The 21,302-nt window shown below is 68.3% G+C and carries 18 protein-coding genes; 10 read left to right on the top strand and 8 right to left on the bottom strand.

The window, feature by feature from the left end; genetic code table 11:
- The first annotated feature begins 53 nt into the window (after positions 1-53).
- Positions 54-2,366 carry an MMPL family transporter gene (locus ACQCX5_RS06335; protein WP_434541167.1) on the top strand — a complete coding sequence of 771 codons (2,313 nt, stop codon included), beginning with the start codon at positions 54-56 and terminating at the stop codon, positions 2,364-2,366.
- A gap of 69 nt (positions 2,367-2,435) precedes the next feature.
- Here the strand turns inward: ACQCX5_RS06335 and ACQCX5_RS06330 are convergent, their stop codons facing one another.
- The 4 genes from ACQCX5_RS06330 to ACQCX5_RS06315 all read right to left on the bottom strand — a co-directional run bounded on the left by ACQCX5_RS06330 (position 2,436) and on the right by ACQCX5_RS06315 (position 5,672).
- Positions 2,436-3,080, bottom strand: coding sequence for a DUF305 domain-containing protein (locus ACQCX5_RS06330; protein ID WP_434541166.1), 645 nt, complete (start codon positions 3,078-3,080; stop codon positions 2,436-2,438).
- Positions 3,080-3,724 (bottom strand): DUF3105 domain-containing protein, encoded by a 645-nt coding sequence (locus ACQCX5_RS06325; protein WP_434541165.1) that lies wholly within the window; start codon positions 3,722-3,724, stop codon positions 3,080-3,082. The genes ACQCX5_RS06330 and ACQCX5_RS06325 overlap by 1 nt, the downstream gene beginning before the upstream one ends.
- Positions 3,725-3,908: 184 nt before the next feature.
- Complete coding sequence (locus ACQCX5_RS06320; RefSeq protein WP_434541164.1) at positions 3,909-4,340, bottom strand: DUF4265 domain-containing protein; 432 nt, start codon at positions 4,338-4,340, stop codon at positions 3,909-3,911.
- Positions 4,341-4,667: 327 nt separating this feature from the next.
- Positions 4,668-5,672, bottom strand: coding sequence for a YeiH family protein (locus ACQCX5_RS06315; protein WP_434541163.1), 1,005 nt, complete (start codon positions 5,670-5,672; stop codon positions 4,668-4,670).
- Positions 5,673-5,805: 133 nt separating this feature from the next.
- Here ACQCX5_RS06315 and ACQCX5_RS06310 point away from each other — a divergent pair, with 133 nt between their 5' ends.
- The 7 genes from ACQCX5_RS06310 (at position 5,806) to ACQCX5_RS06280 (ending at position 13,627) form a co-directional block, all read left to right on the top strand.
- Complete coding sequence (locus ACQCX5_RS06310) at positions 5,806-6,915, top strand: low molecular weight phosphatase family protein (RefSeq protein ID WP_434541162.1); 1,110 nt, start codon at positions 5,806-5,808, stop codon at positions 6,913-6,915.
- 24 nt (positions 6,916-6,939) lie between these two features.
- Positions 6,940-7,566 (top strand): HAD-IA family hydrolase, encoded by a 627-nt coding sequence (locus tag ACQCX5_RS06305; RefSeq protein WP_434541161.1) that lies wholly within the window; start codon positions 6,940-6,942, stop codon positions 7,564-7,566.
- 643 nt (positions 7,567-8,209) lie between these two features.
- The gene (locus ACQCX5_RS06300; RefSeq protein WP_434541160.1) at positions 8,210-8,617 is read left to right on the top strand and encodes a hypothetical protein; all 408 of its coding nucleotides are present in this window, start codon (positions 8,210-8,212) and stop codon (positions 8,615-8,617) included.
- A gap of 125 nt (positions 8,618-8,742) precedes the next feature.
- Entirely contained in the window at positions 8,743-10,788 is a 2,046-nt protein-coding gene (locus ACQCX5_RS06295; RefSeq protein ID WP_434541159.1) for a metallophosphoesterase family protein, read from the top strand.
- An 803-nt stretch (positions 10,789-11,591) separates the two neighbouring features.
- The gene (locus tag ACQCX5_RS06290) at positions 11,592-11,969 is read left to right on the top strand and encodes an ArsR/SmtB family transcription factor (RefSeq protein WP_434541158.1); all 378 of its coding nucleotides are present in this window, start codon (positions 11,592-11,594) and stop codon (positions 11,967-11,969) included.
- Positions 11,962-12,621: an SRPBCC domain-containing protein gene (locus ACQCX5_RS06285; protein ID WP_434541157.1), complete on the top strand. Its 660-nt coding sequence runs from the start codon at positions 11,962-11,964 to the stop codon at positions 12,619-12,621. The genes ACQCX5_RS06290 and ACQCX5_RS06285 overlap by 8 nt, the downstream gene beginning before the upstream one ends.
- A gap of 208 nt (positions 12,622-12,829) precedes the next feature.
- Positions 12,830-13,627, top strand: coding sequence for a polyprenol monophosphomannose synthase (locus ACQCX5_RS06280; RefSeq protein ID WP_434541156.1), 798 nt, complete (start codon positions 12,830-12,832; stop codon positions 13,625-13,627).
- A gap of 209 nt (positions 13,628-13,836) precedes the next feature.
- Here ACQCX5_RS06280 and ACQCX5_RS06275 read toward each other — a convergent pair whose 3' ends face one another.
- Positions 13,837-15,120 carry a hypothetical protein gene (locus ACQCX5_RS06275; RefSeq protein WP_434541155.1) on the bottom strand — a complete coding sequence of 428 codons (1,284 nt, stop codon included), beginning with the start codon at positions 15,118-15,120 and terminating at the stop codon, positions 13,837-13,839.
- Positions 15,121-15,325: 205 nt separating this feature from the next.
- On the opposite strand from ACQCX5_RS06275, the gene ACQCX5_RS06270 reads away from it, so the two are divergent.
- Entirely contained in the window at positions 15,326-17,170 is a 1,845-nt protein-coding gene (locus ACQCX5_RS06270) for a hypothetical protein (protein ID WP_434541154.1), read from the top strand.
- A 72-nt stretch (positions 17,171-17,242) separates the two neighbouring features.
- Here ACQCX5_RS06270 and ACQCX5_RS06265 read toward each other — a convergent pair whose 3' ends face one another.
- Entirely contained in the window at positions 17,243-18,991 is a 1,749-nt protein-coding gene (locus ACQCX5_RS06265) for an FUSC family protein (RefSeq protein WP_434541153.1), read from the bottom strand.
- A 97-nt stretch (positions 18,992-19,088) separates the two neighbouring features.
- Between ACQCX5_RS06265 and ald the strand changes: the two genes are divergently transcribed.
- Positions 19,089-20,210 carry an alanine dehydrogenase gene (ald, locus tag ACQCX5_RS06260; RefSeq protein ID WP_434541152.1) on the top strand — a complete coding sequence of 374 codons (1,122 nt, stop codon included), beginning with the start codon at positions 19,089-19,091 and terminating at the stop codon, positions 20,208-20,210.
- A gap of 136 nt (positions 20,211-20,346) precedes the next feature.
- On the opposite strand, the gene ACQCX5_RS06255 is transcribed toward ald, so the two are convergent.
- Together ACQCX5_RS06255 and ACQCX5_RS06250 are read right to left on the bottom strand one after the other, a co-directional pair.
- Positions 20,347-20,652, bottom strand: coding sequence for an AzlD domain-containing protein (locus tag ACQCX5_RS06255; RefSeq protein WP_434541151.1), 306 nt, complete (start codon positions 20,650-20,652; stop codon positions 20,347-20,349).
- Positions 20,649-21,296 carry an AzlC family ABC transporter permease gene (locus ACQCX5_RS06250; protein WP_434541150.1) on the bottom strand — a complete coding sequence of 216 codons (648 nt, stop codon included), beginning with the start codon at positions 21,294-21,296 and terminating at the stop codon, positions 20,649-20,651. Before ACQCX5_RS06250 ends, ACQCX5_RS06255 begins: the two co-directional genes overlap by 4 nt.
- Positions 21,297-21,302: the final 6 nt, after the last annotated feature.

Genomic DNA, 21,302 nt, shown 5'->3' with positions numbered 1-21,302 from the left:
GCCACGACGAGTGCGCCCAAAACCACCCGATCAATCACCACAGGAGCCCCACCATGGCACGCCTACTCCAGAAGCTCGGCGCCGGCAGCGCGCACCGGCCCTGGCTCGTCATCCTCATCTGGCTGCTGGTGCTCGGCGGCGCGACCTCGGCAGCCATCGCGCTGCAGAAGCCCACCACCACCGAGTTCAACATCCCGGGAGCACAGTTCCAGCAGGTGCTCGATGACCTCAAGCAGAACTTCCCCGAGGCCGCCGGCGGCACCGCCCCGGTGGTCTTCCAGACGAGCGACGGCAAGCCCTTCACCGACGCCCAGAAGGCCGCGATCTCGTCCACGATCGAGCAGTTCAAGGGCGTCAACGGCGTGACCGATGCCGTGAACCCGTTCGCCGCGCAGGCACAGCTCGACGGCATCGGCCCGGACGGCAAACCCGTCATGCCGACCACCCCACAGCAGGCCGAGGCGATGAAGCGCCAGGCCGCCGTGATCAACGGGCTGCGCTTCGTCTCACAGGACGGCACCACCGCCATCACGCAGGTGCGCTGGGACCAGTCGATCCAGAACGTGCCCCTCGCCGAGCGCGACCAGCTGCAGCAGGTCGGCAACCAGCTGACCCACCAGGGCATCACCGTCAACTACGCCAAAGAGATCACCCAGAACATCGCCAGCATCATCGGCCCCGGTGAGATCATTGGCGTCGCCGTCGCGGGTGTCGTGCTGCTGGTGATGCTGGGCAGCCTCGTCGCCGCAGGACTGCCCATCCTGAGTGCGCTGATCGGCGTCGGCGTCGGCATGGCCGCGACCTTCGCGGCCAGCCACTGGATCGAGATGCAGTCGATCACGCCCGCCCTGGGCCTGATGATCGGGCTGGCCGTCGGCATTGACTATTCGTTGTTCATCCTGAACCGGCATCGCATCCAACTGCTGCAGGGCATGCCTGTGCGCTCCTCGATCGGGCGCGCCACCGGCACCGCAGGCAACGCCGTGCTGTTCGCCGGGCTCACGGTGATCATCGCGCTGGCCGCGCTGACCCTGACCGGCATCCCGTTCCTGGCTGTCATGGGTCTGGCCGCCGCCGGCACCGTGCTCGCCGCCGTGCTGGTCGCGCTGACGTTCACCCCTGCGGTGCTCTCGCTGCTCGGCCACCGGGTGATCGGACGAAAGACCTGGGCCAAGCACGGCTTCACGGCCACGGGCGAGCCCACCGACACCGCCAAGCACCTCGCAGACCACGACGAGGTCGTCGAACCCCGAGGGTGGATCCGCACCGTCACCGAGCACCCCATCATCACGTCGCTGGTGGCGCTGCTGGTGCTGGGGGCCATGTCGATCCCGGTGGCGGGCATGCGGCTGGGCCTGCCCGACGGCGCGTCGGAGCCCGCCAATTCGACCGGCTACCGCACCTACCAGATCACCGCCGACAAGTTCGGCGCCGGCATGAACGGCCCGATCGTCGCCGTGGGCGAGCTGCCGCAGGGTGCCAACCAGCAGCAGGTCGCAGCGCTGCAGCTGCAGACGTCAGAAAGGCTCAAGACCATCGACGGCGTGCAGCACGTCGTGCCGATGGGCGTCTCGTCCGATGGACGCACCGCCGCCTGGCAGGTCGTGCCCACCGATGGGCCGAACGCTGAATCAACGGTCACGCTGGTGCACACGATCCGCGATGATGCGTCCTCGATCAAGGACGCGACCGGTGTCGACGTGCGAATCACGGGCCAGACCGTCGCCAACATCGACATCTCACAGACCCTGTCGGACGCCCTGCCGGTGTACCTCATCGTGGTGGTGGGGCTGTCGCTGGTGCTGCTGTTGCTGGTCTTCCGCTCGATCCTGGTACCGCTGATCGCGACCGGCGGGTTCCTGCTGTCGATCGGCGCGTCGCTCGGCGCGGTCGTGCTCGTCTACCAGCACGGCTGGCTCGGGTCGGTGTTCGGTGTCACCCAGCCCGCGGCGCTGTTGAGCTTCCTGCCGACCATCCTGATCGGTGTGCTGTTCGGCCTGGCCATGGACTACCAGATGTTCCTGGTCTCGGGCATGCGTGAGGCGCACGCCCACGGTCAGGACGCCCGCGCCGCGGTGGTCACCGGCTTCCGCCATGGACGCCGGGTGGTGACAGCCGCGGCACTCATCATGGCTGCCGTGTTCGCGGGATTCATTCACGCCGAGCTCACCATGATCCGGCCCATCGGCTTCGGCCTGGCGGTCGGTGTGCTGGTCGACGCCTTCATCGTGCGGATGACACTGACCCCCGCGCTGATGCACCTGCTGGGCGAAAAGGCCTGGTGGCTGCCGAAGTGGCTCGACAGGATTCTGCCGGATGTCGATGTCGAGGGCGCCAAGCTCGACAGGACCCACCTGACCTCCTGATCCATGCAGACATCGAGGGCACCCGGTTCACCCGGGTGCCCTCGATATGTCGGCACGAACCTGGTCTGGTCAGCCCAGCTTGGCCAGCTCACTTTCGAGCAGCGCAGTCTCAGCCGTCTGCCCCGCGTGCATCTTGGTCGCCAGCGTCTTCACGTAGTCAGTGTCCGCCAGCTCAGACCCCGCCTTCGCCATTTCGATTCCCGCCTTGTGGTGGGTGATCATCAGCTGCAGGAACAACTTCTCCGCCGCCACACCCGTGGCCCCACGCAACTGCTGCAGCTGCTCGGCGCTGGCCATGCCGGCCATCATGCCATTGGGCTGCACGTGCCCACCAGAGGAATGCGTGTGCCCGCCCTGGGCGTCCTCACCGCTCATCCACGCCATCGGCGCACCCGTCCGGGTCATCGGGTAGCCCCACACCTTGAGGATGCCCTCCATCTGCCCCATCTGGTTGCCCTGGCTGGTGGCGATGTCGTAGGCGATGGCCCGCAGCGTGGTGTTCTGCGTCTTTTCGCGGAAGATCAGGGACATCTCCACCGCCTGGCCGTGGTGTTCGTACATGTCACGGACGAAGCCGACATCGGCCGAGGATTCAGCAGGCGGCGCCACACTGTTTCGTCCGATGAAGAACCCACCGAGCCCCGCGACCAGCGCGGCCAACACGGTGACGACCGCGAGCGGTGCGACGAACCGCGAACGCGAGGTCTCACTCATCACGCCACCTCGCTGGTGCCACCGGTGCAGGCGGCGCCCGGCTCGGGGGTCTGCGGGCCCTGGCGGTAGTCACGGATGAAGGCGGTGATCTTGGTGTCGTCCACGGTGTCGAGCTTCAGCTGGTGGCCCCACGCGCTCAGCGCCACCTTGCTGCCCAGGTTCGGGTACGGCGAGAGCAGCATGAACGTCTGGCCCGCATAGCCCTTGAGCTTGTTCACCTGGTCGGCCGGCAGGGACGGGTCGTAGGTGATCCAGACCGCGCCGTGTTCGAGCGAGTGCACCCCGTGGATGCTCTTGATGGGCGTGTCATAGATGCCGCAGTTCTGCCAGACCGGGTGGTGGTCGCCACCGACGGGCGGGGTCTGCTCATAGGTCACGTCAGTCTCGACGTGGTTCGCGCTCATGTTCGGAAAAGTCGCCACATCGCCCAGCGCGGCGTCCATCTGGCGGCTGCGGGCCACGCCGGCGTAGATGACGCCGCCGATCAGGGCAATCGCCAGCACGCCGGCCACCACCCAGAGTGCGGCGGCGCCGCGGCGGTCCTTGCGACGGGCCTGGCGCTGCATCTCGGCCAGCTTCGCAGCACGGGCCTTCGAGGCCTCCGACGCCGCCGCCGTGCCGGTGCTGCGTTTCTTGTTGCTCATCGGTTCCTCCTGGGGCTCGGCCGCCCTCGTTGTCTGCTCCAGTGTCTCTCAACCAGTCCACTGGTTCTCAACGAGTGGCAACCGCGAAAGATCGCGGCCGTTCCCGTCGTCCAGCGTCACTGAATTGTAGAACATTCAACAAACATCGGACGAGCCGGACGAGCACCCCAGCAGGTACGACGCCTCAGGCCCGGGGGTCCACGCCGAGGTCGAAGTCCCAGTCACCCTCGCGACGCCCCGCCTCGAGTTCGGCGAGCACATGCTTCACGTCGACGCTCGCGTCGAAGTCGACCGTGACCAGCCCGTAGGGCGTGTCGGCGGCGGTGCCACCCATCGAGGCCATGATCTCGAGGATCCGCTCGTGCTCATAGCCGTTCAGGCCGACGATCCGCGAGCACCAGTGGTCACCCTGCTCGACCACCTCGGTGGCCCACTCGGTGCCATCGGCCAGGGTCTGCGTGCGCAATACGTCGTCCACGGCGATGCCGACCGCGAAGGCCGGGGTGGCCTCGAGCCGGTGCAGGTTCTCGCCGACGGGCGTGGTGTGCAACTGCTCCTCGGCGAACGGCGGGTAGCCGTCCTCGTCCTGGGGCAGCGAGATCCAGATGTGCGACATGCGTTGAACCCTACTTGTTGGATTTGGCCAGGTTGCAGGCACGACACAGACACTGGCCGTTCGACGGGTCGTCGGGACCTCGCTGGCTCTGCGCATCCCCCGATGCGGGCTCCGGTGCACCGTCACTGCTCGTTCCAGGCGCCATACCGATGTCCGTAACCCGGCAGTCCCGGCGCGGCTCCACCATCAGATCAAGCTCTGCGGCCGAGCCTGCCGGAAAATGGTCAAGGTGAGGCGGCCAGGCCCGGCATCTCCTCAGCCTGGGCCCCTGGATGACGGACCCCTCGCGTGCGCGCCGACACCAGTTGGGACGATGCCGGCCGGGCCTCAGCCGATGATCAGCGCGCCGCCCAGTGCCACCACGTTCACGGCCACCGTGGCCAGCACCCCGAACAACAGGGCTCGTCCACTGGCCTTGGCCAGCACCTTGCGGTTGACACCAAGACCCAGCGCGAACATCGCCATGGCGAGCAGCACGGTCTGCAGCAGGCCCGCGGCGTCGAGGGCCACGCCCGGCAGGGGCACGAACGTGCGCACCAGCACGGCAATGATGAAACCGACCACGAAGCCCTGCACCAGCGGGGGGCGCCTGCCTGCCTCACCCACGCGGCGGCGCTGCCAGATGGCCACGCCCACCATCACCGGGGCGAGCAGCATGACCCGGGCCAGCTTCACGATGACCGCGGTGGCCAGCACGGCTCCGCCGCCCATGATGCCGCCGATGGCCACCACCTGGGCGACCTCGTGGGTGCCGCCGCCGGCCCACAGGGCGGCCTGCTGGTCACCCAGCCCGGCCAGTCGGGCCACGACCGGCACGAACGCGATCATGGTGGTGCCGAACAGCACCACCAGGGCGATGGCTTGGGCGACGGCCTCTTTGCGGGGACGGATCACCCCGTCGACGGCGGCGACTGCGGCGGCTCCACAGATGGAAAAACCCGCCGCGACCAGCATCGAGAGGTCCTCATCGAGGCCCAGGGCTCGTCCGATGGAATAACTGGCGACCATGCCGATGGCGACGATGGCACAGACCAGCGCGATGACCGGCCAGCCGAGGCCGGCGATGTCACCCAGGCTGATCTTGAGACCGAGCAGCACGATGCCGGCGCGCAGCAACTGTTTGGCGGCGATGCCGATGCCGGGGTGCAGTTGCGCGACCTGGGGACGGACGTTGCCCACGACCACTCCGAGCAGGATCGCGACGAGCAGGGCACTGAGCACGGGCACGAAGTGCGAGACCAGCAGCCCGACCAGTGCGGCGGCCAGGCAGATGGCCAGACCGGGGACCGGGGAGGGGCGCTGGGCAGGGGGCTCGGGCTTGGTCGTGGTCACCACCACAGTGAACCACCATCCCAGTTGATCTTGGTCACCAGAAAGGGTGGGCGCACTCACGGGAAGCCCCACACGCACCCATGTCGCGATGCGATGATCGTCGCGTACGGACCATTCCCATGGAGGCATGATCATGACCACGCCGGACACGTCCACCGCCGAGCAGCCCGTCGCCGACACCGATTCCACCCCCGAGACTGATTCCACCCCCCGCCACGCACGCCCGCCGCAGGTGCTGTTCGTCTGTGTGAAGAACGGCGGCAAGTCGCAGATGGCCGCTGCACTGATGCGCCAACTGGTCGGCAACCGGGTCACTGTCACGTCGGCGGGCACTGCCGCAGGCAGCAAGCTGAACGACCTGTCCGAACAGTCACTGCAAGAACTCGGCGCCACGATGCAGGGCCAGACCCCGACCCAGCTGACCGACGAGATGCTGCGTGCCGCCGACCGGGTGATCGTGCTCGGCGACGACGCCAAGGTCGAGCCGGTCGAGGGCATGGGCGCCGAAGTCGAGACCTGGCCGATTGATGAACCGTCGCTGCGCGGCATCGAGGGCGTCGAGCGCATGCGGCTGGTGCGCGACGACATCAACCGGCGCGTGCTCGACCTGTCAATGGAGCTCACGGGTCAGTCGTCGACCAACGCCGCGAAGTACCTGAACATCAGCGACGACCTGTCCCAGCATTTCGAGGGCATCTTCACCCGGGACGAGGTGCGCGAGACGGTGCGGCGGGCCCACGCGGACCTGTTGGCGAACAGCAAGATCACCAGCTTCTTGCCGATCATGGTCGAGCGTCATGCCCGTGCCGAGTTGAACGACCGGGCCACCGCCGCGGGCCATGCCGTGACCCACCTGCCCGAGCTTGTGTTCGTGTCGCAGCGAAACATCGGACGCACCCCGCTGGCCGCGAACCTGGCCAGGCACCTGGGCGAGGGCAAGGTGGTCGTGCGGGCCGTCGGACATGTGACTGACGAAGTGTTGCCCCTTGTCAGGCAGGTGTTGCAGGAACGGGGTGCACCCGTGCAGGACATCGCTGAGCCGCTGCACGAGTCGGTGCTGCAGTCGGCCGACGTGGTGGTCACGGTGGGCGGTGACGAGCACGAGGACCTGCCGGGCAAGCGGCACGTGCACTGGGACGCGCCGGCGATCGAGGGCCTCAGCCTCGAGCAGGTGCGCGCAGTCGCCGATGATGTCGAGGCCAGGGTGCGCGCCTTGTTGGCCGAGGTGCTGCAGGCCCGCTGACGACCCGACCGTAGGCTGTGCCGCATGTACCGGCACGTGTTCTGGGACCTCGGCGGCACGCTCGTCGACACCTACCCGCAGTTGGACGAGGCATTCGTCGGGGTGGTGCGTGCCCATGGCGGCGAGGTGTCGCTGGACCAGGTGGCGAAGCTGACGCGGCGGTCGACGGGTGCGGCGGTGGCGGAATTGTCGCGCGGGTTCGGGATCGACGGGGCCGAGTTCGAGCGCGCCAATCGGGAGTTGAAGGCGTTGTGGCGGCAGAATCCGGCACCGGTGATGCCGGGGGCGCGCGAGTTGCTCGCCGACATTGCCGCCGCCGGCGGGTTGAACCTGGTGGTCACCCACCGCGACCGCGCCAGTGCGCTGTCGCTGGTCGAGGGGCTGGGGCTGGGGGTCGATGACCTGGTCAGTACGAGCGACGGCCACCCCCGCAAGCCCGACCCGGCAATGTACCGGGTGCTGCTCGAGCGGCACGGGCTCGCTGCGGCGGACTGCCTGGCGGTGGGTGATCGGCCAATCGATGCCGAGGCGGCGCATGCGGCGGGCATTGAGGCGGCGATGCTGGAGTCAGCCGCGGCGCCGGTGGATGATGACGCGGAGCACTCAGTGGACACGCTGGACGGGTTGAGGGTGCTGCTGGGCCTGGGGTGAGCGGGGGCGGGTGAGGGGTGTGCCGATGCCCCTCTGGGCCCACGCCGACACCCTTGTGTGCACACCGACACCGTTGTACAGGTGTCGACGCGCACGTAAAGGTGTCCGCGCGCACCCCACGGGTGCGGCGCCGGAGTGGGCCCGAGAGCCAAGGAACACGCCGCCGGGCCCGACCGCCGACGCATGACCATTTCCCGGCAGGCTCGGGCGCAGAGCTCGATCTGATGGCGGATCCACACCGGGACTGCCGGGTTATGGACACCGGCACGATGCACCCCGGGGCGGTGTGCGCGTCAGGGGATGCCACATCGAGCCGCTCCCAGGGGCGCGAGGACGCCGTCAGCCCTGACAAGCCGCAGTAGGTGATGCGCCGACACCTTCTCCAGTCGTCCTGACACCCCCGAACGCACGTCGGCACCTGTCAACGGGCGCCCCATCAGCTGGACCGCGCTCGGGCGGCGTCAACCCCAGCCGATGTGATCTTCGTCACGCTGTTCCCAAACTCTGGAAGCGCGACGCGCCGGTAACGGTGAACATCGGGCGAACACCACCTGAAGACGCTTTCTCAGCACATCGCCACTGCCCTAGCTTGATCGCGGCGGCAATTCCGCAGCCCAGTTTCCCCTCCCGTGGAGGCCCATCCATGAAGAAGCTCCTGCTCTCGACCCTGCTCGCACTCACCATCGCCATTGCATCCACCATTCTCTCGAGCAAACCGGTCCAGGCCGGACCCGGCTGCACCACCTACGGATACTGCGCCACGCTTGACATTCGTGGCGGCATGCTTGCATATACGCTGCTGTGGAAGGACGGATGGGACTGGGAAAAGTCCCCCGGCGAGTCGCTGCGGCCGAACATCGACGGTTACGCCCAGGGCGTCGTCGGCGGCAGGATGGACCTCGACGGCTACCGCACGAACGCCACTGGCTGCAGGACCTACCGCGGCATCAAATCAGAGCGAGGCACGCTCATCGGCTGGACTTTGCTGCCCGCGAACACTTGGTACAAGGTTACCGATGGCAGCTACACCTATCTGAAGGTCGCCTGCTGAACCACCTATAACCCGGACACCTAGCCCAGTTTTCTGCCAGCGGGTGGCCCACTGTGGCCACCCGCTCCGGCCACCACTTCCAACACCTATCCAACACTTATTGGTCGACCACCCAAAGGAATCCCATGACCGCGCTGTCCCGTCGGCATTTCAATGCCGTCGCCATGACCTTCGCCGCCGCCTCCCTGGCCCCGCTGTCCGCCTATGCCGTGCCTCGCGACCAGCAGACGACCTCGTCCGCGATCGACCTGCTCACCGACCCCTTCTTGCAGCTGCCGGGCATGGACTCCGTGCGCGTGGCATGGTTCACCGAGATCAGCGGCGGTCGCCATCTCGTGCTCGTGGGTGACTCGGTCGAGTCGTTGACGCTTGCCCAGGTCGTCGCCGGCACGTTCGGGGCCGCCCGGGTGTTCAACGCCAATGACGTCACCATGACCCAGACGGCCGAAGACTTCCAGTCTCAACTGCCGGCGGACCGCAAGCCCACACCCGAGCAGGGCATCGTCGCCCGCCCGATCCATCGCCATGAAGCAGCAGTCACCGGACTTTCGACCGCCGGCCGCACCAAGTACCGCGTCGCCAGCATCAAGGGCACCGAGGCCGCCCTTTCGGCCGTGTACACCCTGGCCCCGGCCGTCCCCGCTGGCGCGGGCGCAAAGCTGATGCTGACCAGCGACCACCAGGCCATGCAGAACACCGCCACGAACCTGGAGCTCGCAGCCAAGACCATGGGACAGCTCGACGCGGTGTTGGTCGCGGGCGACCTCGTCAACATTCCCGACCGCGCTTCCGAGTGGTTCGACGACACCCGTGGCAGCGCATTCTTCCCCTGCCTTCAGGGTTCGGCTGGTCGCGCCGACCGCGGCGGTCACATCGGACGAGGTGCCGCCATTGTGCAGAACACGCCGATGTTCCCCGCGATCGGCAATCACGAGGTGCAGGGACGACGCAGCGGACCGGCCATCACCGGGCTGAACGCCTCATTCGGGATGCCGGTGCCGACTGACATCGCCGCCGGCGTCTATGACACCGTGGCCGGCACCGTGAATCCGTCCGGGAACGCCGCGACGAAGGCCCGCTGGATCGAGAACCACTCCTTCTCGACGCGTACCTACGAAGAGGTCTTCACCCTTCCCACCAACGACCAGGGCCACAGCCGGTGGTACGCCACGACCATCGGCAATGTGCGGGTGATCACGCTGTACCAGACCCGGATCTGGCGCGGCACCGACGCCAATGCGGATTCCGCCACGCGTACCGCCAGCAGTCGGTACCAGGAATCAGCGGTGGCCCTGGCCGACCCGTTGCTGCAGGGTTACGGCGAATTCATCTTCGAATCGATCGCGCCAGGCACGCCGCAGTTCGACTGGCTGGCCGCCGAGCTCAAATCGCCCGAGCGCAAGGCGTGTGAGTACACGATCATCCAGCTGCACGAGGCCCCTCACGGGTTGGGCGACAACATCACGCCGCCGTTCAGCGATCCTGAGCGCATCGAAGAGAAGGATCCCGCCGGAAATGTCGTGGGCGTGCGCTACGAGTACCACGTCGACCGCAACCCGTTCTTCACGCAGGCCATCCCGATGATCGAGGCCGCGGGTGTGCAGCTCGTGCTCAACGGGCATTCCCACCTGTGGAACCGCTTCGTCGCCCGCAACGGCATCACCCACTACATGGAGGGTTCGAACACCGGCAACACCTACGGGGCCTTCACCACCCGCAACCAGCGGGCGCGTCACGTGCCGCCTGCGCCGTGGCTCTCGCAGAACTACCCGAAGTTCGACGACCCCTACGGCCTGCAGCCGCAAGTGCCCAACATTGAGCCGTACCGCTTCGGCGAGGGCGACCCGATGCCCTACGTGTCAGACAATTTCGTGATGGCATTCCAGTTGTTCGACTCACACACTGGCGAGCTCAGCACCTGGAGCGCCCCGGTCGGCGCCACCCTGCAGCAGCCGGTGCTGATCGACCGCATCAAGCTGCAGCCCAGCACAGTGGTGCCGCTTCCCGAACCGACGCCGAGCACCCCGCCGCCCAGCACCGGTTCGCCGTCAACCCCGCCCGCCGGCGGGGGCTCACCCTCGACCACCGGCACCCCGTCGACCTCGAACCCCAGTAGCGCACCCGGCTCGACCCAGCCGGTGCCGCGACCCTTGCCGAACACCGGCAACTGAGTCGCAGCGGGTCCATCCCCCGCGATGCCTTGCACAGACCTGTTCTCGACGTATCGAGGGCAGGTCTGTGCATTCACGGATTGGCCCCGGGTTCTAGCTGTGAGGCTGCGGCCGCTGAGCAAGAGTCCGTCAGCGCCACCGGCCGGACCAGGCCAATCGCATCCTGGTGCCTACCCCGGAAGCGCCCGACATCCCGCCTTGGAGCTCTGTGCCCGGAGGTGTCCAGATCCCGGCAGGCTCGGGCGAGCGACTGGCTCCGACGGCGGATCCACGCCCGGGACTGCCGGGATATGGACATCGGCACGATGCGGCCACCTCACACCGGTTCTTGACCGTCGAGCCCAACATCCTGGTGCCGCCCCCGGATAGGTGCCGCCCCCGGATACTCGTAGCCCGGCTGGGTGCACGCCGCCCATCTGTGTCTCCTGCTTGGGCACGCCGCTCCCCCACAAGTTCACGACGCTCCTCTTGGTGCCACGCCGCACCCCTTGGAGCCGCGCCCAAAGGGAGCGCGGCGACCCGCAAAGGAGCGCCATGCACCTCAGGGGGTGCGCCATGCACCTCAGGGGGTGCGGCGCGAACCGCACGGGTCCGTGGCCGAAGTGGGCCCCAGCGCCGACGAACACGCCGCCGGGCCCTGGCCGTCGACGCATGACCATTTCCCGGCAGGCTCGGCCGCACAGCTCGATCTGATGGCGGATCCACGCCGGGACTGCCGGGTTATGGACACCACCTCCCCCAGCCCCCTCACCGCCCAATCCATCACTCTTGACCTATATAAGTCCACGCGCAATAATCGACCCATGCATGCGCTCGATGTGCTCGGCGACCCGGTCCGCCGCCGGATCCTCGAACTGCTCACCGGCGGTGAAACCAGCGCCGGTGAGATCGCCGCGCAGATCCACGACGAGTTCGGCATCAGCCAACCGGCCGTCAGCCAGCACCTGCGGGTGCTGCGCGAGCAGGGCTTCGCCAGCGTGCGCCCCGAGGGCACCAGGCGCCTCTATGCCCTCGCACCAGAAGGGCCGACCGCCGCCCGCGAATGGCTCAGCGCGTTTGACCAGTTCTGGCTGCCCAAGCTCGCCGCCCTCGACACCGAACTCGCCCGGGGACGACGCCAGCGCCGGCTGGGCACCGCAGATTCCACCACCACCACCAACCAGGAGCAACACCATGACTGATGTGCAGCAGCAACTCGATGCCGTGACCCGCGCGTGGCGCCAGCAGGCCCACGACGGCGTCACCGAGAACGTCCAGACGCTGGCCCAGACCTATGCCAGCCCCATCGACGACGTCTGGGACGCCGTCACCAGCACCGAACGCATCCCGCGGTGGTTCATGCCCGTGACCGGCGACCTGCAACTCGGCGGCCGCTACCAGCTCGAGGGCAACGCTGGCGGTGAGGTGCTCGAGTGCGCTCCCCCGGCCGACGGCCGCGCCCACTACCGCATCACCTGGGAGTTCGGCGGCGGCACCTCCTGGGTGACCCTGCGGCTCTCCGAGCAGGACAACGCCACGCGCGTCGAGCTGGAGCACATCGCCCACGCCGATGACATCCCCGCCGAGATGGCCGCCATGTTCGGCCCGGGAGCGACCGGGGTCGGCTGGGACGGCGGCCTGCTCGGCCTGGCCCTGCACCTGTCCGGCACCGGCGGCGCCATGTCGCCGGCCGACCTCGCCGAGTGGGTCACCTCTGACGAGGGCAAGGCCTTCTACCGCGGCGCGTCCGACGCCTGGGGACGAGCAAGCGTGGCCGCCGGGGTCGACCAGGCCACGGCCCAGCAGCAGGCTGACGCCACCTACGGCTTCTACACCGGCACCGGACAGGCCTGAATTACATCCATGTGGTTATCCACCTGTGGATAACTCCTGTGGACAACCGGTGGAAGGTAAGCATCACCGGGCGTGTCCGGTGGCAGGTTGGCTCATGCCGCGGTCATGCTCGTCCCCGATTGACCCCCAGAATCGCCACCTCGCTGCGGGAGCCATGACTCGGCGCCCGCTAGCGTTGGTGGGGTCAATCGCTGCGAAAGGAGCATCCATGAGCGACGACCTGTACCCCGGTCTCGGCAAGGTGCTGGTGATCATCCCCACCTACAACGAGGTCGAGAACATCGAGCCCATCGTGAAGCGGCTGCGCAGCGCAGTCCCGCAGGCCCATGTGCTGATTGCGGACGACAACTCCCCCGACGGCACCGGTCAGCTGGCCGACCAGCTGGCGTCCGACGACGACCACGTGCATGTCAACCACCGCAAGGGCAAAGAGGGCCTGGGCGCCGCCTACCTCGACTCGTTCAACTGGGGCCTCGAGCACGGCTACGACGTGCTCGTCGAACATGACGCAGACGGCTCCCACCAGCCAGAACAGCTGCCGCGCCTGCTCAACGCGCTCGCCGGCGGCGCCGACATGGTGAAGGGGTCACGCTGGGTCAAGGGCGGCTCGATCGTCAACTGGCCCAAGTCGCGCGAGTTCCTGTCGCGGGGTGGTTCGGTCTACATCCAGCTGATGCTGGGCATGCCGATCAAGGACGTCACCGGCGGCCTCAACGCCTTCAAGGCCGACGTGCTGCACGACATCATCGCCGATGGCCGGATCGACCGGCACGGCTACGGCATCCAGCGCGACCTGACCTGGAATGCCTACCAGAAGGGCTACTCGATCGTCGAGGTGCCGATCGACTTCATCGAACGCGAGCGCGGCGACTCCAAGATGGGTTCCCATGTCGTCGTCGAGGCGATCAAGTCGACGACGAAGATGGGCGTGCAGCACCGCCTCGGCCAGCTCAAGGGGCTCCTCGACAAGCTGCGTGGACGAAAGACCCTGGGCACTCACAGCTGAGGGGACTTGGGGCTGAGGGGACTTGGACGAGGACCACAAAACCTGCACACGTGACACTGGTGCCACGGAATGCGCCTCATCCCGGGCGAATGAGCTGCGGACGAGGCACTGGTGCCACTTGTGCAACATCTGGAGCCCATGCACCCCTGGCAAGGACTTGTCCACAGGCTCGTCCACAGCTGGGGAGAACTACATGGCTGTGATTAACCTCAGCCAGCCACCGCCGTGTGGAACGCCTTCGCCACCGCCAGCACCTGGTCGCGCGTCGCCTTCTGCGCCCCACCACGCGAGTTCACCGTCAGGAAGGACTGCTGCTCGTACTTGCGCAGCGCGTGGGTGAGCCCGCCGACGTCCCCGACCGTCCAGCCATCGACCTCGGTCGCGCCCTGAAGTTGTTCCAGCGCACGCTTCCAGTCGCTGTCGCGCTGGTTGCGCTTGGTCGAGGTGAACGACACCGACACGACCGCCGCGCCGTTGCGATAGCTGAACATGAACGTGTCGTTCGCGTCGCGCATGGTGCGGTCGGCCGGGGCGACTGTGTAGTTCGGGTCGTCGGCCCAGCCGCCGGGCAGCGTCGTCGGCGCCTTCTTGCCCACCAGGCCCGCCTGCCCTGCACCGACCGACTGCTGGTGCTTCGTCCAGTTCTGGGCGTCCAGGAACACGATCACGCCCGAGGCGTCGACCTCGTCGGCACCGAGCAGCAGCGCGGCCCCGTCGGTGATGCCGACCGAGGTGTTCGAAACGAGTTCGATGCGCACCGCCCCCATCGCATCCCACGCCTGCTTCTCGCGGGCGAGTTCTGATTCGACCCGGCCCAGCAGCGTCGCGGCGTCCAGGTCGGCCGGCACCGTGGCGTCGTCCGCGGTGAGTTCGCCGGCCTCGATGCTGACCAGCCCGGTCTCACCGACCGCCGCGAGCCGCTTCACATGGAACGCCTGCTCGCCGGCCAGCCCATAGCTGATGGCCTTCGCGTCGCCCTTGAAGCCCGACAGCTTGCCGCCGGTCACGGCCAGCATTTCGGTCCAGACCGCGCTGAGGCCGTCTTTCGAGATCAGGTTGTCGGACGCCTTCGCCTCGACACCACCGAGCGTCGTCGAGGTCTTGCCGCTGAAGATGTGCTTGTCGCCGGCGAGCATCACCGCCTGGCCGCCCCAGTCACCGGTCGTACCCGCGGCAGCAGACAGCTTGTCGAAGGGGAACGTGCTCACCTCGGTGGCGGCGAAACTCTTGGCCCCGGCGAACGAGGTCGTGCCCCCGGCCGGGGTGTGCAGGTCGTCATTCACGAGCACCGAGACACCGGCCGCGCCCGCCTTCACCCAGGCCGTCGTGGTGGCGCCCTTGTCGGTGAGCACCTTCTCGGTGGCCGCCTTGATCGACTCGGCTGACGGGTCGACGCTCGTGCTGCCGCCGCCCCCAGTGGTGGTGTTGCAGCCCGCCAGCACACCCACTGCCAGCGCGGCCAGACCACCGGTCACGAACGCTCGCCTGTCCATTGCATCCCCTTGCCTCATGACAGCCACAGCTCGCGCCGCAGCCCATACGAGACTAGCGACCACCGGGGGCAGCGGCTCGGCCACTGGCACGTTATCCACAGGACGATCCACAGCTGGGGAGAACTACAGCGATGTGATTTCGGTGGCCAGCGCGTCCTGTGGCCCTGCGGCGCTGCCGGGGGTCCGCACATGGGAGCATTTCCACATGGACGTACTGACAAGGCAGGACATCCGCCGCGCGGGACCGCCGCTGCGGCTGATCCAGTCTGTGGTCAGCGTCCTGATGGTGGTGTTGTTCCTCATCGAGGCGGTGGCGGACCCGCTCGTCGCCCCCGACCAGTTCCTGCGGGAGCCGCTGAACTCGCTGCCCTATCTCGTCTCGGGACTGCAGGTGACGGTCATCGGCCTGGCCGTGACCGTCTGGGTGGCACCACGCACCAGCCTGGCCCTGCTGGCCCCGGCCGGCGCGCTGCTGCCGCTCGCCGGCACCAGCATCGGCCCCGCGTGGCCCCTGGTCGGTCTGGCCGCGCTCGCCACCCTCGGATGGCTGCTGTGGCCGCTGCGACGTCCCGACCCTGCACCCGTCGGACCCACCGGGGTGCCGGCCGACCTGTGGTCGATGAGCGCGACGCGCAGCGGCGTCCTGAAGCGGGTTGCCGGGGTGACGATGGCGCTCGCCGCAGTCGTGGTGCTCGTCGGTGCCCTGGTCGTCCATGCACGCGATGTCGCCGACACCCGCGCGTTCGAGCACCGGGCGCTGCGGCTCACGGCCACCGCGGTGGAACCGGCCGCCGACGACACCTGGGTCTATGACATCGGCGGGCGCCGTCTCACCCGCCCCGGACTGGTGATAATCCCCATGGCGCCGGGCCAACGGTACGCGGTGCTGGTCGACCCCCTCGACCCGGACCGGGTCGCGTTCGCCGTCGAGCCCGAAGACCCGTCGTGGCTGATCGGCCTGGCAGCACTTGCGCCGACACTGCTGGCCTGGGGTGTCGGCGCCCTCATGACCCGACCACGCCAGGATGCGCTCGTCCTGCGCGGTGGCCCGACGCGGCGTGCAATGCTGCAGAGCGGGCGCAAGGCCTATCTGGAACCGGTCGGCGACCCGGACGGACCCGCGCTGAGTTTCACCAGTCTGCAGGCAACCTATGTACCCCCGGACTGGGAGCGTGGCCGGCACTACGGGCCGCTGCGCTGGGATGAGCAAGTGCTGCGGGACCTGATGCGTGAGGACGAACCCGGAGATCCGCAGGCCGAGGACGACCACCAACCTGGCGACATGGTGCCGGTCGATGCCCACGAACTCGCCGCGTGGGCCGACGGGGCGCGGGACGAACTGGCCTCACGACTCAGCCTGAAGGCGCCCGCGGGACCACTGCTGCACCGCGACGTGGAGGCCACGATCGTGGGCAGGGTCGTCCAGGGCGCACCGGTGGTGGTGCGCCTGGACGACGGTCGCGTCTACCTTGGCGAGCTGCGGACCTCGTGGCAGACGGCGAGCCCACGGCACTGGTGGGTCCTGGCGGCTTCGCTGCTGCAATGGCACGGACGGCTGCTGCGGTGGCTGGTCGTGCCCCTGGCGGTCGGCCTCGCGGTGCTGGGCATCTGGCTGGTCGAACCCGGCGACCACGGGTTCTTGCACTGGTTGCGGCTGCTGCTCATCCACGGCGTGCTGGTGGCGGCCCCTGTGCAACTGTCACACTGGCTCGGCGCCGATGCCGTCTGCCCCGACTCGCAGGGCCTGCGCACGCTGGGCATGTTCACGGACGAGGTCATCTGTTCGGCGAACGTGCTGAAGGTGACGGCGGGCCACCACTCAGTGGCGCTGCGGCTCACTGACCCTGCTGATGCCAAGAGCCTCGACCCGCTGCGATTCCGCAGTCACGACGTGGACAGCCCCGAGGAAGCCGCCAAGCTGGCGCGTTCCTGGCTGGCGCAGGCAGGGCCGGAAGGCCGCAGCAGGCGCGTGCCGACACCCGGGCTGATCGGTGCCGTGCTGATGGTGGTCATCTGGGCCGTGGCGTCCGGGGTGTGGCTGCTCGGGTGAGCTCCCTGAAGCACGCCAGCTATGCCTCCGGCAATAGGTGGCCGCGACCGTGCCGACCGACTCCCAGCGGCCTCATTCCCAGTGTCGCAACTCCGCCCGTACCGCCTGCACATCGGCCATCAGGTCTTCGGCCGACCGCGGCTGCGTCACCGGGTGCTTCGTCAGTTGCTCCAGCCCCTGCGAGGCCCGTGTCGCCGCGGCCCCGGCCCGGTGGCCCTCGGGGTGCCAGCAGGCCCCCAGCACGGTGTAGCCGAGCTCGGCGACCGCGGTGAACATCGGCTTGTAGGGCTCGACACGCACCGGGTCATCGGTCATCGACTGGTTCACGAAATGTTCGAGTTCGAGCAGTTCGTAGTAGAGATGGCGGCGCTGTTCGGCCGAGCCCGGCGTGGCCATCCGGTCGTCCGAGATCGCTGCCAGCACGGGGGCCAGCCCCTCGATCACCGCGCGGGCCTGCGCGCGGGCAAGCAGCAGCGGCGTGCGGCGGCCCACCAGCCACAGCACACTCAGCGCGACGGCGATGGCGAGCATCGTGTCGAGGCCGCGCTCGAGCACCACGGCACGGGGATCACCTGCCGGCGCCGAAGCATGCGCGATGGTCAGGGCCAGCGGCGTGATGAACGCCACTGCGAGCGCGTAGTTGCGCACCACCAGCAGCTCAATGCAGAACTGCAGCCCCGCGATCATCAACACGAGCCACAGGCCCTGGGGGTTCCACCACAGCACCAGCACATAGAAGCCAAGCCCGAGCACGGTGCCGAGCAGGCGCTGCACGCCGCGCACGGTCTGCGCGGCCCTGGTGCCGCCCTGGTGCAGCACGAGGACGGCGAAGGAGACCGCCCAGTAGGGATGGTTCACGGTGAACGCGAGTGCGATGCCACCGGCAACAAGGGCCGCGATCGCCACCCGGGCACCGATCAGCATCCGTTCGGACGGCCAGCTGAGCGCGCGGCGCATCAGGTAGCTGCCATGGGGTCGCCCCAGCGAGGATTCGCGCAGCTGCTCGGTGCTGATGTCGGCTTGGAAAACGGCGAACCGTGAGTCGTCGGTGCCCTCTTCGCCCTCGGACGAGCCCCACGGGTGCACCTCGAAACCTGCCACCGCGCCGCTGATCATGGCTGAGCGGCGTTCGTATCGTGCCTGCAGGTCGACCATGCGGGCCTGCAGGTCGCGGGCCGTGGCCGACGGGTCCCCGATGGTCCCGTCCGTGACGGTCGTCCAGGCATGGTGCAGTGACTGGGACGCCAACGCCCTGGCCTGATTGAGCCCAGGCCGGTCGGACTGCTCGAACCCGGTGACGGCTTTCTCGGCCCCCGCAAGGGCTTTCACTTCCGCCCCGCGCGGGGCCCACAGCAGGTCGAGCAGGCTCACCACCACGGCGACCGCGCCGCCGGTGGCGGTCATCAGCACTGTGAGCCACGGCGACTGGCCATGCGTGGTCGCAAACGAGGCGATGCCCGCCACCAGCACCATGAAATAGGCACCGGGTGGGCCGACCTTCAGCGCCCCCATGGTGATGGCGGCCACCACGCCGATCACGGCGAGCACCAACAAGTTCAGCACGGGCGAGGCATGGGTGAGCACACCGAGCGCGGTGGCCGCGGTCAACCCGGCCGCCACCGATGCCACCAGCCGCGCCCTGAATCGTCCGGCGGTATAGGGGCCGTACAACACGGCGAACGCACCCAACCCGGTCATCAACCCGTAGCGGGGCTCGCCAAGCAGGGTCGCCACGAGCAGCGGCCCGGCCACGGCGATCGATGCCTTGACGGCGACGGGCCACCGGCCGCTGGCCTTGTTGATGGCGAGAACGGGGTGCACGTGGCGAGTTTGCCACTCCGGTGCGCGCGGCGGAGCCGGGTGGTGTTATGTGTGGGTGGTCGGCAGGTCGCCGGACGCAGATGTGCAGGAGGTCAGCATGAGGGTCGGAGTGCCGCGCGAGGTCAAGGACCAGGAACTGCGGGTGGCCCTGACCCCCGTGGGTGCGCGGGTGCTGGTGGCCCATGGCCACAGCGTGGTCGTCGAGTCGGGAGCGGGGGCGGGCTCGCGGTTCAGCGACGAGGAGTACGCTGCCGCCGGCGCGCAGGTCGTCGCGGGCGCCGGGCAGGTGTGGGACGAGGCCGAGCTGGTGCTCAAGGTCAAGGAGCCCGTCGAGTCGGAATACGGGCTGGTGCGCCCGGGCCTGACACTGTTCACGTACCTGCATCTGGCCGCCAATCCTGGGTTGACAAGGGCATTGCTTGATTCCGGGGTGACGTCGCTGGCGTATGAGACCGTGCAACTTCCCGACCGGTCGCTGCCCCTGCTGGCGCCGATGAGCGAGATCGCCGGGCGGTTGGCGCCGACGATCGGTAGCTACCACCTGTTGAGTCCGCAGGGTGGACGAGGTGTGCTGCTCGGGGGTGTGCCCGGTGTGGCCCCGGCAGACGTGGTGATCCTGGGCGGCGGGGTGGCAGGGCGTCGGGCGGCCGAGATGGCGCTGGGCCTGCGGGCGAATGTGACCGTGCTCGACATCAACCTGGCGACGTTGCGGGCCATCGACCAGCAGTTCCACGGGCAGGTGAAGACCGTGGCCTCGAACCTGGTGGCGGTGACCGAGGCGGTGGTCAAGGCTGACCTGGTGATCGGGGCGGTGCTGGTGCCGGGAGCGGCGACGCCGAAGCTGGTGACCAACGACGACGTGGCCCAGATGCGCGAGGGCTCGGTGCTGGTCGACATCGCCGTCGACCAGGGCGGATGTTTCACCGATTCACACCCGACGACGCATTCTGACCCGACGTTCAGGGTGCACAATTCGCTGTTCTATTGCGTGACGAACATGCCTGGTGCGGTGCCGCGCACGTCGACGGCGGCACTGACGAATGCGACGCTGCCGTATGCGTTGGCGCTGGCTGACAAGGGGTGGCGGATGGCCTGCGCGGGTGATCCGGCGCTGGCAGCAGGCCTGTCGACGCATGCGGGAGTGTTGACGAACGAGGCGGTGGCTGCCGCGCAGGGGCTCGAGTCGCGTGCGGCCGATGAGGTGCTGCGGGCGGGGTGAGGGTGGCCGGCTCAGGCATGCCAGACGTGCCCTCACCCCAGCAACGTGCATCGACCGACGGATTTCCGGGTCATGACGACCAGTTCGACCCGGTCGATGCACGCTGCTGGGCGCACCAGATCAAGAACACCCCGCCTCAGGGCAGGCCCAGCATCCGCCCGATCGCCACGGATGCCGCCCCCAGCACCACCACAACGATGAACGGTGCCTTCAACCGCAGCGCCACCAGCGCCACCACCACCGCGATCAGGCGCGAGTCGAGCACCAGAGCATGCCCGCGGGTGACGGCATTGGTCGCGATCAGCGCCCCCAGCAGGCCAATCGTCATGGCTGACATCACCGCCATCACGCGCCGGTTCTCGAGCACCGACTCCGGCAACAGGTAGCCGACGAGCTTCGTGGCGAACGCGATGGCGCAGGCCGTGAGGATCCACCAGATCATCGCGCCCACCGCCACCCCAACAACCCCGCCACCAGCGCCGCGACCAGGATCGGCGTGCCCAGCGGCGCGACCGGGGTGGTCACCACCGCAGCCAGGGCAGCCACGGCCGCAATCGACCACGCCTCGCGGTTCTTCAGCCTGGGCCAGAGCAGTCCGACGAAGGCCGCCACCGCTGCCCCGTCCAAGCCCCAGACCGACGGGTCGACGCGCGATGTGAGCAGCGACCCGGCCAGTGTCATCACGTTCCAGCCGATGAACACACCCCAGCCGGTCATCGCGAACCCCTTGGCGCGTTCTTGCCCGGCGGGCTGGGCCATCGCGACCGCCACCGATTCATCGATGGTCACGTGCGCCGCCAACAACCGACGAAACCCCTTGGGACGAAGTTCGGCATTCATCTGCGCACCATAGACGGCATTGCGCAGCCCCATCAGGGACGCGGCCGACACCGCGGCCCAGCCACCCCCACCGCCGCTAATCGCCGCGACGAAGGCGAACTGCGACCCGCCCGTGAACATCAACAGGCTCAACAACTGCGTCTGGACGACCGACAAGCCGGCAGCCACCGCCAGCGCCCCGAACGAGATGCCGTACAACGAGGTCGCCACGGACACTGACAACGCAGTACGGGCGAGGGAACTCACCCCGGG

The sequence above is a fragment of the Aestuariimicrobium sp. G57 genome (assembly GCF_050110855.1).
Lineage (GTDB): Bacteria > Actinomycetota > Actinomycetes > Propionibacteriales > Propionibacteriaceae > Aestuariimicrobium.
Note: the sequence above shows the minus strand (reverse complement) of the source record. Positions and strands in the feature narration are given on the sequence as shown.

Excerpts from the sequence above, each read along its gene's own strand:
- ACQCX5_RS06335 (WP_434541167.1), top strand. The coding sequence starts at position 54 with ATGGCACGCCTACTCCAGAAGCTCGGCGCCGGCAGCGCGCACCGGCCC.
- ACQCX5_RS06330 (WP_434541166.1), bottom strand. The coding sequence starts at position 3,080 with ATGAGTGAGACCTCGCGTTCGCGGTTCGTCGCACCGCTCGCGGTCGTC.
- ACQCX5_RS06325 (WP_434541165.1), bottom strand. The coding sequence starts at position 3,724 with ATGAGCAACAAGAAACGCAGCACCGGCACGGCGGCGGCGTCGGAGGCC.
- ACQCX5_RS06320 (WP_434541164.1), bottom strand. The coding sequence starts at position 4,340 with ATGTCGCACATCTGGATCTCGCTGCCCCAGGACGAGGACGGCTACCCG.
- ACQCX5_RS06310 (WP_434541162.1), top strand. The coding sequence starts at position 5,806 with ATGACCACGCCGGACACGTCCACCGCCGAGCAGCCCGTCGCCGACACC.
- ACQCX5_RS06305 (WP_434541161.1), top strand. The coding sequence starts at position 6,940 with ATGTACCGGCACGTGTTCTGGGACCTCGGCGGCACGCTCGTCGACACC.
- ACQCX5_RS06300 (WP_434541160.1), top strand. The coding sequence starts at position 8,210 with ATGAAGAAGCTCCTGCTCTCGACCCTGCTCGCACTCACCATCGCCATT.
- ACQCX5_RS06295 (WP_434541159.1), top strand. The coding sequence starts at position 8,743 with ATGACCGCGCTGTCCCGTCGGCATTTCAATGCCGTCGCCATGACCTTC.
- ACQCX5_RS06290 (WP_434541158.1), top strand. The coding sequence starts at position 11,592 with ATGCATGCGCTCGATGTGCTCGGCGACCCGGTCCGCCGCCGGATCCTC.
- ACQCX5_RS06285 (WP_434541157.1), top strand. The coding sequence starts at position 11,962 with ATGACTGATGTGCAGCAGCAACTCGATGCCGTGACCCGCGCGTGGCGC.
- ACQCX5_RS06280 (WP_434541156.1), top strand. The coding sequence starts at position 12,830 with ATGAGCGACGACCTGTACCCCGGTCTCGGCAAGGTGCTGGTGATCATC.
- ACQCX5_RS06275 (WP_434541155.1), bottom strand. The coding sequence starts at position 15,120 with ATGGACAGGCGAGCGTTCGTGACCGGTGGTCTGGCCGCGCTGGCAGTG.
- ACQCX5_RS06270 (WP_434541154.1), top strand. The coding sequence starts at position 15,326 with ATGGACGTACTGACAAGGCAGGACATCCGCCGCGCGGGACCGCCGCTG.
- ald (WP_434541152.1), top strand. The coding sequence starts at position 19,089 with ATGAGGGTCGGAGTGCCGCGCGAGGTCAAGGACCAGGAACTGCGGGTG.
- ACQCX5_RS06255 (WP_434541151.1), bottom strand. The coding sequence starts at position 20,652 with ATGATCTGGTGGATCCTCACGGCCTGCGCCATCGCGTTCGCCACGAAG.